Here is a 12,869-nt window from a genome sequence, read left to right as displayed (position 1 = left end):
TGTCTTTATCAAGAGCTACAACTTTAACTTCTATTTGATCGTTAACATTGTAATGTTTCGAAAGATTTGTAATTCTTTCAGTCCATGAAATTTCAGATATGTGTACAAGACCTTCAACGCCTTTTTCTACTTCTACAAATAGGCCGTAGTCAGTAATACTTGAAATTCTACCCTTAATAATACTTGCAACAGGATATTTTTTATCGATTTCTGCCCATGGATTATCAAATAATTGTTTAATACCAAGGGATATTTTTTCAAATTCTTTGTCGAAAGAAAGAACTTTTACAGTTACTTCATCGCCAATTTTTAGCATTTCGCTAGGGTGTGTAATTCGTCCCCATGACATGTCTGTAATATGTAAAAGACCATCAATTCCACCAACGTCAACGAATACACCATAACTTGTAATGTTTTTGACGATACCCTGAATAACTTGGCCGATTTCGATATTTTCAAGGGCTTTTTTCTTATCAACTTGTCTTTGTTCTTCTAGATATTTACGTCTGGACATTATGACGTTGCCACGTTTTTTATTTACTTTTAAGATCTTACCGGTAACTTCTTGACCTACAAATTGATCAAAATTTGTAATTCTTTGTGTGTCTATCTGTGAACCTGGCAAGAAAGCAGGAATTCCAATGTCAACGCTAAGTCCGCCCTTAACCTTGTGTGTTACAACACCGGTTACAGGTTCGTCTTTTTCAGCTAAATTGGCAATAATTTCCCAAGCCTTGATAGCTTTGGCTTTTTGATAAGAAAGAACAACGTTTCCGAATTCATCTTCAACGCGATCCAATATAACGTCTATTTCATCATTTACATTAAGTCTTTTAAGCTCAATTTCAGAAAATTCATAACTTGGTATAAAACCGTCTGACTTATAGTCAATACTTATTGTTACACCGTTATTTTCTTTATGTAAAATTCTGCCTTTAATTATTTTACCAACTTCAAAATTGTGTAAAGTTTCTTTATAAAGAGCAGAGAGATCTTCAAGTTCTTTTTCATTTAATTGAAACGTTTCATCAAGAAGCTCTGTATTAAGAAGAGGAGATATTAATTCTTCGTTAGAATTATTTTGCATCTAATCGATCCTTACGTAACATCAAAAACATTTTTTATTATAGATACTGTTTATTGATGGTTAATGGGTTAAACATATATATAAAACAATACAAAAGATTGTACCAGATAATTATTTCTAATGCAATGGCGGGCAGAGTTTTATTGACTTTTTATAAGACAATTGATTTTGAAATTATAAACTGATTCCAGGGCAGTTTTTTTTTCTTTTTGTATATTTAATAGTTTTACTTTTTTTAAATTTATATTTTTCTCCAAATTTTGGGCAAAAATAGAGATTTCTTCTTGTTTTAAGCTTTGGCCCAAAAGCAATAGTTGTTTTTTATGTTTAGCATTTTTATCAAAAGCTATTTTTGTTAATTTAGTTTGTTTTGGAAGTATTTGGGGTAAGCTCGATAAAATTGAGTATAATTTTTGGTTTTTGATTTTATGCAGATCTATTTTTTTTATGTTTTTTGCCAAATTTTCGTTTTTGGCAGTTAAATCTTGTTTGATTTTTAGTTCTTTTTTAATCGTTTGCGTTTGGAGCGAAATAGCATTTATTTGTGTTTCAAGATTTTTAATTAAAATATTTTTTTGATTTAAAGTCTTTGAAAAAAATATTATTTCAATGCTTGCAAATAATAAAATTATAAAAAAATAAAAAATATTAATTTTTTTATTTGGTTTTTCAAATTGTTTGAAAAAATCAAGATTATTATCAATTTCTTTTTTATTTAAAAAATCAAGCATATTATCGTCTTTCGTTAAATTGTTCAAATTTATAATTTTTGCAATTTTTAAGCCGATTTTAGATATAAGTAAAACTATTTGTAAAAGCATTAAATCTGTTGGCACTTTTTCTAAAATTATTATAGTTTTTGCTTTTTTTATTTTAAAATAATTCAAGTAATTTTTTATGATTAAAAATATTTGCGAAAAGTTAAATAATTTATTATCTAAAATTTCTAAATTATCCAAAGCTATTTTTTGAGTGTTAAATAATTTGTATTTATCATTTTGGTCTATTAATTGCGATATATTTATAGCTTTTTCTTGTATTTTAATTAGCAATATTTTCTTTGAAAATAAATTTATTTTAATCAAGATCGAACTCTTGAATTAATTTTAAATTTATTTTTTTTGAATTGAGTTGTTTTTTTGTTAAAAGCCCCGGTTTTGCTCCCATTTTTTCTATAACTGATGAGCTGTTTGTAATACCATTAAACAGAGATTGCTTTATATTTTTATCTGAAAGTAAACTTGCTATAAAACATGATCCAAAAGCATCGCCGGCACCCAAGGTATCTGTTATTTGAGTTTTTATGCTTGGGTGAAAATATATTTTATTTTTATATGCAGCGTAAACTCCATTGGCGCCGTCTGTGATTACAACAATCTCAGGACCCATTTTTAGTGTTTCTTTAAAAAATTTTCGAATACTAAAATAGTAATCTTGATGCAATATTGGTTTTTCCAGCAACACAGGTTTAATTGAATTATCTTGTATGCAAACGTTTTCACATTTGGATTCTTTTAAAATTTCTTTATATATTTTATCATTTTCTATTAGTGCGATCATAAATGATTTTGCTTCATCGCTGTTCATAATTAAAGTGTTTATATATTTTAAAGATTCTTTTAATTTTAATGTTCCATGTGATAATTGGCTTATACCTGGGTTAATTGCTACTTTAATTTTATTTTTACTTGCGAATTTCACTATTTCAGGCAAAATTTGCGAAGAATGATGGCTTAGAGATGTAATATAGATCTGGTCAGATTTTTTTATAACATCAAATGGTATTTCACTTTTTTTTATAAAACCGTTTGCACCGCGATATGCAAATATGGTTCTTTCTTTTGATGTCGTATGTATTACGAATGATGTTCCGGTTTGAATTTCTTTTGTTTTTATTATATTTTTGCAATTTATATTTTCACTTTTTAAATCATCTATAACTTGTTGACCGGCTTGATCATCACCTATTTTTGTAAAACATGAAACATCAAATCCCAGTCTTTTAAAAGATACGGCAGAATTGGTAGCGCCTCCACCGGTAAAATATAAAATGTTATCAACTTCTATTTTGTCGCCTGATTTTAAAAGAATATATTTTGATTCACATAATTTTTGGTTAATTGTCATATAGTCGGCACCGTCATATCTAAGATAGATGTCTTGCGTTGAGCCGCCTATTGTTAATATTTTTTTCATAATCTTCCCCAAATGATATTAAAATTTTATATAAGTATTCTAAATTAGTTAGAGATTTAAAATCAAGTTATAAAAAGAAATAATATAAAAAAGTAGATAGCCCGATGTAAAAACATCGGGTTATCTACTTGTGTCGATTAGGAGTTTTACTATATCTTTTTTACCAAAACTCTGTCTAAAACATCTTTTGCATCATCTACCCAGAAAACGTTTATACCGTTATATATTTTCTCATCGGATTCTTCTAAATCATTTCTGTTTGATTTAGGTAAAATGATATTTTTTAGGCCACGTCTTTTGGCTGCAAGTATTTTTTCTTTTAATCCACCAATTGGTAAAACATTACCTTGTAAATTTAGCTCTCCGGTCATAGCAAAGTCTGCATCTACAGCTTGACCTGTATAAGCTGAAAGTATTGATGATAAAAGTGTTATGCCGGCAGAAGGACCGTCTTTAGGAATTGCACCTGCGGGTAAGTGTATATGTAAATCATATTTTTCAAAAAGTTCCAGATTTATACCGAACATATCTCCATGAGCTTTTGCATATGTTACTGCAGCTTGAGCAGATTCTTTCATGACATCACCAAGTTGTCCGGTGAGTAGCAGTCTACCGTTTCCGCGCATTAATACAGCTTCCACCTGAAGAACTTCTCCTCCATATGGAGTCCATGCAAGTCCGTTCGTTACACCAATTTTATTTATGTGATTACTGTCTTCGTCTAAAATTCTTTTTGGTCCTAAATATTTTCTTAAAGATTCAGAATCAAAAGTTATACCTGTTTTGGTTTCAACCAAAGCTCTGGCAAATTTTGAACATAATTTTGTCACAAATCGTTCAAGTTCTCGAACGCCGGATTCTCTTGTGTATCCCATAACTATTTCAGTAAGAACTGAATCGGCAATACTAAAGCCTTTATCAATTAAGCCTGATTTTTCTATGGCTTTATTTATTAAATGTCTTTTAGCTATCTCAATCTTTTCTTCATGTGTGTATCCGGGAAGTTGTATTACTTCCATACGATCTCTTAGTGGACCGGGAATATTGGATAGATCATTAGCCGTTGTTATAAAAAGTGTTTTTGATAAGTCAAAATGTATTCCCATGTAATTGTCATAAAAGGTATTATTCTGTTCCGGATCTAAAACTTCAAGTAATGCGGCAGAAGGGTCGCCTTTTTGTGATTGACCAATTTTATCTATTTCATCAATCATAATTAAAGGGTTCATGCTGCCGGCTTTTTTTATTGCTTGAATAAATCTTCCTGGTAATGCTCCGACATAGGTTCTTCTGTGTCCGCGAATTTCCGATTCATCATGTACTCCGCCAAGAGACAATCTTATAAATTTTCTTCCAAGCGCTTTGGCTATTGATTTTCCCAAAGATGTCTTTCCAACACCCGGAGGGCCAGAAAAGCATAATATTGGCGTATTACAATCATCTTTTAATGCTCTTACGGATAAAAAGTCCAACAATCTATCTTTTATAACTTCGAGTCCGTAATGATCTTCATCTAAAATTTTTTTTGCCCTTGGTATATCAATATCGTCTTTGGTGTAAACACCCCAAGGTAAATTTATTATCCATTCAATGTGATTTCTTAAAACGGTTGATTCCATCGAATCCGGGCTTGTTCTTTCCAATCTGCGCAATTGCCTGGTTGCTTCTTCTTTTGCTTCTTGTTCTATTGGAAGAGTTGCAATTTTAGATTTCATTTCTTCCATATCGGATTCAACTTCATCACCTAGTTCTTTATGAATACTTTTTAATTGTTCTCTCAAAAAATATTCTCTTTGAGATTTATTTATTGATTCTCTTGTATTATTTTGAATATTATCTTGAACTTTACTTATTTCTATTTCATTTGTTAATTGATCATATATTGATTCAAAGGTTTCGATCATCGATTTTTTTTCTAAAAGTTCTTGCGCTTGAGTAACTGTCATTGTTAAATGTGAAATTATAAATTCGGCAACTCGTTCAGGTTCTTCCATTTGAGAGAGTAATATTTGAAAATCCGGGCCAAATATTTTGCCTGTTGCAGAAAGTTGTTCGACAAGAGCGATTATTTTTCTTTGTAATGTTATAAGTTTGTTTTGATCTTCTTTATTCGTATCAATATCTATAGGTTTTATTAATGCATATAAAGAGGTTTCGTCTTGTTCTATTTCTTCGACTTCTGCTTTTGCCATACCTTGGGCGAGAATTTTTATTCCGCCATCAGGTAATTGCATAGTACGCATTATATTTGCAATTGTTCCGACTTTATATAGGTCTTCAACACCTATTGGACCGGAACTGTTTTCCGGCTGTTTTGCAGCCAAAAGTAAAACTTTTTTATCCCCATCAAGAGATTTATTGATTCCCTCTATAATTTTTTCATCTAAAATTAAAAGAGGTACGACCATGTTGGGAAAAACAACTACATCGATCGTAGGAATTATCGGTATTAAATTAGGAATTTTTTCCTGTAGTTGCTTTTTGTTTGTTTTCTTCATTTGTGCCCCTCCCACCAATTTTTTTTCCCCTAAACTTCCCCTGTGTTTACAAATGCATTATAAAAAAAAATTTTGGTATAATTCAATAATATTGATATTAACCGAATTTAGTTTTTAAAATCGAGGTTCGTAATGTTTTTGATCTTTTATAATTTGTTTAGAATTAGGACATAAATCGAGAGGAATACTTGTGGAAAATTTAAATTTGCAGGTTAAAAATATATTTAAAAGTTTTTGGTCAGGAGAAAAAGAATTAAATGTATTGAATGGAATAAATTTTGAATTTCAAACAGGAAACACCTATGCAATAACCGGTGCTTCAGGTAGTGGAAAATCAACGCTGATACATATATTAGGCGGACTTGATTTGCCTACTAAAGGTCAAATTTTTTGGGGACAAAAAAATATTTTTGAGCTTAACCAGAAACAAAAAGAGCTTTTTTTAAATAGTAATTTTGGTTTTGTTTTTCAATTTCACTATCTAATAAAAGAGCTTTCTGTAATTGAAAATATAATTTTACCTGGATTAATTGCAGGTAAAACAAAAAAAGAATCTGTACAAAAAGCAGAATTCTTGTTAAATAAAGTTGGGCTTGAGGATAAATTTGATAGTTACCCAACGCAACTTTCCGGTGGTCAGCTGCAAAGAGTTTCTATTTTAAGAGCTATTTTTAATGAACCGAAATTTTTGCTTGCTGATGAGCCAACCGGTGACTTGGACGCGAAAAATGCTCAAATTATTACCGATCTTTTACTTTTGTGCCGAAAAGAATTTGGAATGGGATTAATTATTTGTTCCCATGATAAAGCTGTTTATGAAAGAATGGATAAAATTTTAACATTGAAAGATGGAATATTACAATGAGTTTTAATTTAACAAAAAAAGCTATTTTGAAAAAAACTGCACAGTTTGGAACATTAACTTTTTTTAGTCGAATTTTTGGAATTATTCGAGAAATGTTAGTTGCTCGTATTTTAGGTGTTGGTGCGATTTCAGATGCGTTTTTAACTGCATTAAAAATTCCAAGTTTTTTAAGACGAATTTTTGCTGAAGGATCTCTTTCTGCAGCATTTGTTCCGGTTTTTGTGCGAAAAGTTAGAGAAAAAGATGAAAAGCAAGCCAATGGTTTAATGACATTAAGCTTTTTATTTTTTGAGGGAATTGTACTTATAATGGTTGCGCTTGTTGCAATTTATCCAAGACAAGTATTATATTTTGCTGCACCGGGTTTTTCACAAGAGCAACTTAAGTATGCAATACCGTTTTTAAGAATTTTATTTCCTATGATTTTTTTCTTTTCAGGAAGTGCATTACTTGCCGGAGCTTTAAATTCCGTTAATCATGTATTTATTCCGGCGTTTGGTCCTGTAGTTAATAATATTATATTTATAGCATTTTTATTTGGTGCATTATATTTTAAATTTTCTGTATCAACCGTATGTTTTGGTGTTTTGTTATCATCTCTTATAGTTTTTTTAATGCACTTATATGTTTATTTTAAATATAATTTTAAATTTAGTGTCCCAACTGATAAATCTTATGCGGCTTTAAAATCGGTGCTGTCCAAATTTATTCCAAGTCTTTTAGGTGTAAGTATTATAGAAATTAATCTTTTTATCGATACGGCAATTGCATCGTTTTTAAATGCAGGAAGTCTTTCTATGCTTCATTATGCAGGAAGATTTATGAATATGCCGATTGGAATTTTTGCAGTTAGTTTTGCAACAATTTTGTTGCCACATTTTTCAAGATGTGCTTCTTATGCGCCAAAAAGATTAAATTTTCATATTTTAGAGACAACAAAAATTATTACTTGGCTTTTGTTACCTGCAACAATTTTTTTAATATTCGTATCTGAAGAAATTTTTACAATTTTAATGTTTGGCAATGTTACATCTTTAGAAAATGCCTTAATAGCAAAATGGTTGCTTATACTTTATTCAATAGGAATAGTTTTTTATGCACTAAATAAAATATTGGTTAATGTTTTTTATGCTATGCATGATACTGTTAGTCCAACAATTGCGCTTGTGGTTGCAACTTTTATCAACTTTGGATTAAATATTGTTGGCATGATTTATTTTGGTGTATTTGGTATTGCGGCATCTACAACGATTTCCGGTATATCTTTAACTTTATTTTATTTTTATTTTTTATATAGAAAATATAGATTTAAATTTTATTTCGCCAATTATTTTAATTTTTTAGCTAAATATATTTTGCAAATTTCTGCGATATTTATATTCAGTTCGATTTTATATAAAACATTTTTTTATTTATTAAAAAATACAAATTATTATGATTTTTTTAGAAATGGACAGGGGTTTTGGATAATTACAATGTCCATAGCATTAGCCGCATTTGTAATACTTTATAAAACTAAAAAATTATTTGGAATAAAAATTTACTATTTATCTAAGTAATTTTTTATTTTAAATTGAGCTAAACAAAAAGTTATATTACTATATCTTTTTAATAAATTGATTTGTATAAAATTTAAAAAAAAGGATTAACTGTGAAGTTGCGTAATATATTTATTATGATTCTCAGCACGATTTTTTCATGTCAGATTTTTGCTTCTTTAGATTTAGTTATAAATAGGTTTACCATAACCGATCAAGAAAAAGATAAGATAGAGTTACCTAAAGAATTTAAAGAATATAGAGCTTTACTGTCTTTGGAAAAAACTGACGAAGACGGAAAGATAACCAGATATTTGGCAAAAATAGATGATGATGTTAATTATGCAAAAACTGCTTTTGTCGGAGCGGATTATTTTTATTTGGGAGCGGATTCTGCATCACCGTCATCTTCGGCCATTGTTCGAGTAAAACTTATTAGAGGTTCTACTCCCGATACAAATAGTTTAAGTTTTATACCTTTGGCTGCAAGTACTGCATATCTAAACGGAATAAAAGAAAATGATGCTTTAGCAAAAAAGACAAATCCTGTTTATGACAAAAGAGTGGATCTTTTAACTTTGCAATCACGTAATCCGGTTGTTACTCTACAAGATTCAACTTTAGTTGATGGTACAAATTTTGATGCACAAAAACTTGTTTGTTTAATAGATAATATTGCAGATGGAAGTTCTGTAAAAACAAATACCGACCAGATAAACGATGCTGCGGGAAATTCTACAGCCGGTGTAGTTGGCCTTGCTGCAACATCGGATAAAATAGTTGCTGCTGTAAAACAAAATGCAGCTAATTTTGGCTCAGGCGATGGGGGCTTTGCGGTATTGATACAAAAAGATAGTAAATTGCAACCTGTTAATGCTCAAGATGGAACGGATGGCAATAAAGCCGTTCAATTGAAATTAACGGCAGATGATCTTCTTGCAATTGAACAAGCTGCCGGAAACACTGTTAGTTTTGGTGATATGTATTTTGATTCAAATTTACAAAGATTATTTATTGGACTTGTTGGAGCAAAACGTGCCAATGATGCACTTGCCGGAGGCGATGTTTCAATATTGGTTGGGCGTTTTGACAGTAATAAATTAACTATTGAGCCGGCCGTGACTTTGGACAAAAATTTATTTAACGCAGATTTAACAAATAATATTTTCGGATTTTACAGCAGTACTGTTGTAACAGCTGTTCATGCAGATACATACAAATTAAAAACTATGGTTACAAGTACCAATAAAAATTATTTAATTGTTAATAGTTCAATATCTTCGGATGTTTCTCAAATAAAAAATAAAATTTATGCTTTGCCAATTCTTGGATCTAAAAAAAGTGATGGAACTGTTGTTGATGCCCAAAATATTGGTAAAATTGCTGACAAAAACAATAAAGATTTAATTGTTCAAAATAATGCCGGAATGACGTTGAGTTTAGGTGCCGATGCAGTAATTTCAACCGTTGGCGCAGGTGATTTGCCAATTCAAACAACAGATACGGTTACAGATTTATTTATAGTAAATGACGCTGTTTATGTTTGCGTGGCTTCCGATAGGTCTGCAGTTAATCATGAATCAGGAATTTTTAGAAGTAATCCAATATTTGATTTAAACGGTTATATAAGAGCTTGGACTCCATGGCAGAGAGTAATCGGAAATATAGATAAAGTTTATGGATCTGGTTTTGATATAATGAATGCCAATTTTTGGTATTTAACACAAGATGGATCCGGTGATAAAAATACGGTAAAAGTTACTCAATGGGGTAAAGGTTCCGCTAATTCAGGCCTTATGGGAAATGGTTTGGTGAAATTATTAAATGATGAATTTTTGCAAACAAATGCCGGAGTACACCAGATATTTAATTTTGATGAAAATACTAAAAGTATTGCACGAACAGCTGCTGCTGATAAGATTTCTTTTATGGTTGCACTTGGTTATAAAAAAGTTGTATTAATAAAAACAGGAGCTGCAATAGCCGGTGGTGCTTTTACTCCAACACAAGATCAATTTGTAAAAGATACGAATGTTTATGTTCTTCAGGATTCTGCACTTAATAATTTGGGACCTATTTGTTGTGCAGATGTTTCAAGATCTCAAGAAGATAAAAAGGGTTGGTTATTTGTTGGCGGATTTAATGGCTTAACTGTACTTAGAAATATTGATGGTTCAGGGTGGGATGGGCAAGTTGGATCTGCGGCGGTTGATTTGGCTGCAGTGGCATCATGGGATTTTAAAGAAATCGGTAATTTTTCGCAGGTTAGAAAAGTTGCAGGTGATTCAAACGGTACATATTTTTATGTTATGACTCTTGATAATATTTATAGATTTGTGACGGATAAAGAAAAATTTAAATATGTTGCAAATAGCGCTTTGGATGAAAAGACTCTTACTCCTCCACCTGGATATTTGCTTGATATGATTAGTTTTAAGCGTGAAGTTAATGATACAAGATTGTTAGTTGCAACAACTCAGGGTTTATTTTATTCAAATGCTATAAATGATACTGATGAAAATAAAACTCCAGTATGGACAAAAGTTTCATTGAATTCCGGTTCTTTATTTTCTACACCTGTTTCGTATTTAAATTTTATTGATATTCAAAAGGGTGGATATACAACCAATGGTAACTTATATGCACTTTCGGCAGATCTTTCTTTAAATTTGGCGACAATTTACAGATTTGATGTAAAAGATGGTGTCGTAACAGCTATAAATGAAAATTCCGGAACCGATTATTTTTATTCAGAAGGTGAATTGAGAACTAATTTTATTACTGACGGTGCTATGGGATTTACAACAATGCCTAAACATTTGGGGAATACTGAATATTTAAAAATGATTAGAATGCAAGCGAATCAAAGAAATGTTCGTTCATTTGAAACTGCTATTAATTTGAATTTGGAAAGTACTGCTTATAATGCAGGTGCAATGGTTTTAAATACGGCATCCGGTGCTTGGATTGTTCCCGGAGATTGGGGTATTAGAGTTAGTGAATAAAAAACTTCCTTGTAAAATAAAGGTAAAATTATAATGAAACGTTTAAATATTATATTTTTTATATTATTGGGATTAAGTATAAATAATTTTGTTTTTACGATAACTCCAACAAATTTCTATTCACCATATGATATAAATTGGAGGTTGCCTGATTGTAAAGATAAAAAATTACAACAGTCTTTTAATATTGAGGTTGGTGATTCTACAAAATCCAGAGATTTAAATGAACATAAACGTGATTTGTTAAAAATTTATAATTCTACAGAATCAAGTCTAGCAATGCTTATGGGCGCTGAAAAAGATTCCGATATTTATGATTTGGCAAATTTATTTATACCGGCGTATAATCCATCAACAGATGATGGTGTTCGCGGTCATTTTGATTTGGGCGGGCGATATTCTCAAGAAAATATAAATATTCAAACTCGTTATAAATTGCCTATAGAAACAATACCCGGAAATTTTGATCTATATTTTCATGTACCGTTTACGCATGCAAAACTTAGCAATGTATCGTGGACTGATCAAACTAAAGAAGTCTTGTCTGCAGATTTAGATGTGCATAAACATTTAACAGACGATATTTTTAATAATGTAAAAAATTTAGGTGATGGTCTGGATTTGACCGGCTTTGAACATTTTGTTCTTTCTGATTTGGTAGCGCAATTATGGTGGTACATGGATTATAAACAGGCAAAAGAACATTTAAAAAATGTAAGGCTTAATTTTAGGTTGGGGCTTACTATTCCTACCGGCCACCAGGCAGATGAAAATAAAATTTTGGATATGCCAATTGGTAATGACGGCTCGTGGGGAATTCCATTTGCAGCAGGAATAGATTTAACCTTTATTCGTGAATTTAGAGCCGGTTTGGAATTTGAAATGCTTTTTTCGCTTGATAATACAAAAATTAGAAGATTAAAAACTAATTCAAATCAAACTGATTTTTTACTTTTACATAAAGGTGAAGCAACAAGAAGTCCCGGTATGATTTGGAAATTTAATTTATATATGCAAAAGCGTTTTGCAAATTATTTTACTGCAAAATTGGCATACAATTTTTTTAGACATGACTCAGATGATTTGACCGCTAAATCCAATAATTTTGATTATACTATTATAAACACGGCTCAAAGATATCAAGAATGGAGTTATCAAAATGTTATTTTCCAAATAAATTGCGATTTATTTAAGCAAGATAGTAATTATAAAGTAAAACCTCAAATTAGCTTGTTTGCAAAATTACCAATAGCAGGAAAACGTGTAATTGATTTATATACTTTTGGTGGGCAAGTTGGATTTAATTTTTAAGATTGGATTTGATATTGTACGATAAAAAAGTAAATGTTTTGTTTATTATAACAAAGCTTGAACTTGGTGGTGCGCAAAAGGTTTGCTTATCTCTTTTAGATGGAGTTAAAAAGAATGGAGGCTTTGCCGGATTGATTTCAGGTGCAGATGGTCCATTAGTTAGTGAAGTTAAAAATTTGGATTCTGTTTATCTTTTACCTGAATTTAAGCGTGAAGTTGGTTTGAAAAATATTTTTAAAGATATTTATTTATTTTTTAAACTTATAAAATTAATCAAAAAAAATAGAAAAAATCATCCGGATTTGATAGTTCATACTCACAGTACAAAAGCCGGAATTTTGGGTCGTTGGGCTGCTTTTTTCGCCGGTA

General features: G+C 30.6%; 9 protein-coding genes. 5 read left to right on the top strand and 4 right to left on the bottom strand.

The features are described 5' to 3' along the window. The 4 genes from KKE07_02685 to lon form a co-directional block, all read right to left on the bottom strand. Positions 1 to 1,087 (bottom strand): S1 RNA-binding domain-containing protein (locus KKE07_02685; GenBank protein ID MBU4269761.1); only part of this gene is annotated, 1,087 nt, incomplete at its 3' end. A gap of 140 nt (positions 1,088 to 1,227) precedes the next feature. Then, entirely contained in the window at positions 1,228 to 2,172 is a 945-nt protein-coding gene (locus KKE07_02680) for a PilN domain-containing protein (GenBank protein ID MBU4269760.1), read from the bottom strand. Further along, complete coding sequence (locus tag KKE07_02675; protein MBU4269759.1) at positions 2,165 to 3,283, bottom strand: carbohydrate kinase family protein; 1,119 nt, start codon at positions 3,281 to 3,283, stop codon at positions 2,165 to 2,167. Before KKE07_02675 ends, KKE07_02680 begins: the two co-directional genes overlap by 8 nt. 149 nt (positions 3,284 to 3,432) lie before the next feature. Beyond that, positions 3,433 to 5,781, bottom strand: a complete 2,349-nt coding sequence (lon, locus tag KKE07_02670; GenBank protein ID MBU4269758.1) for an endopeptidase La — start codon at positions 5,779 to 5,781, stop codon at positions 3,433 to 3,435. A gap of 190 nt (positions 5,782 to 5,971) precedes the next feature. On the opposite strand from lon, the gene KKE07_02665 reads away from it, so the two are divergent. From KKE07_02665 to KKE07_02645, 5 genes are all read left to right on the top strand, one after another. Then, a complete protein-coding gene (locus tag KKE07_02665) occupies positions 5,972 to 6,646 on the top strand; it encodes an ABC transporter ATP-binding protein (protein MBU4269757.1) in 675 nt (224 codons plus the stop codon). Beyond that, on the top strand, positions 6,643 to 8,205 hold the full coding sequence (gene murJ / locus KKE07_02660; GenBank protein MBU4269756.1) for a murein biosynthesis integral membrane protein MurJ: 1,563 nt from the start codon (positions 6,643 to 6,645) through the stop codon (positions 8,203 to 8,205). Before KKE07_02665 ends, murJ begins: the two co-directional genes overlap by 4 nt. Before the next feature lie 92 nt (positions 8,206 to 8,297). After that, positions 8,298 to 11,189 carry a hypothetical protein gene (locus tag KKE07_02655; GenBank protein MBU4269755.1) on the top strand — a complete coding sequence of 964 codons (2,892 nt, stop codon included), beginning with the start codon at positions 8,298 to 8,300 and terminating at the stop codon, positions 11,187 to 11,189. A 33-nt stretch (positions 11,190 to 11,222) separates the two neighbouring features. Next, on the top strand, positions 11,223 to 12,500 hold the full coding sequence (locus KKE07_02650) for a hypothetical protein (GenBank protein ID MBU4269754.1): 1,278 nt from the start codon (positions 11,223 to 11,225) through the stop codon (positions 12,498 to 12,500). A gap of 14 nt (positions 12,501 to 12,514) precedes the next feature. Then, a partial coding sequence (locus KKE07_02645) for a hypothetical protein (GenBank protein MBU4269753.1) occupies positions 12,515 to 12,869 on the top strand: 355 nt, incomplete at its 3' end.

This window comes from Candidatus Dependentiae bacterium (genome assembly GCA_018897535.1).
Classification (GTDB): Bacteria; Babelota; Babeliae; order Babelales; family UASB340; genus UASB340.
This window is presented reverse-complemented; position numbering and strand designations above follow the sequence as displayed.

Bases quoted from the DNA above. Each gene is read 5' to 3' on its own strand.
- murJ (MBU4269756.1), top strand. From the start codon at position 6,643: ATGAGTTTTAATTTAACAAAAAAAGCTATTTTGAAAAAAACTGCACAG.
- KKE07_02675 (MBU4269759.1), bottom strand. From the start codon at position 3,283: ATGAAAAAAATATTAACAATAGGCGGCTCAACGCAAGACATCTATCTT.
- lon (MBU4269758.1), bottom strand. From the start codon at position 5,781: ATGAAGAAAACAAACAAAAAGCAACTACAGGAAAAAATTCCTAATTTA.
- KKE07_02650 (MBU4269754.1), top strand. From the start codon at position 11,223: ATGAAACGTTTAAATATTATATTTTTTATATTATTGGGATTAAGTATA.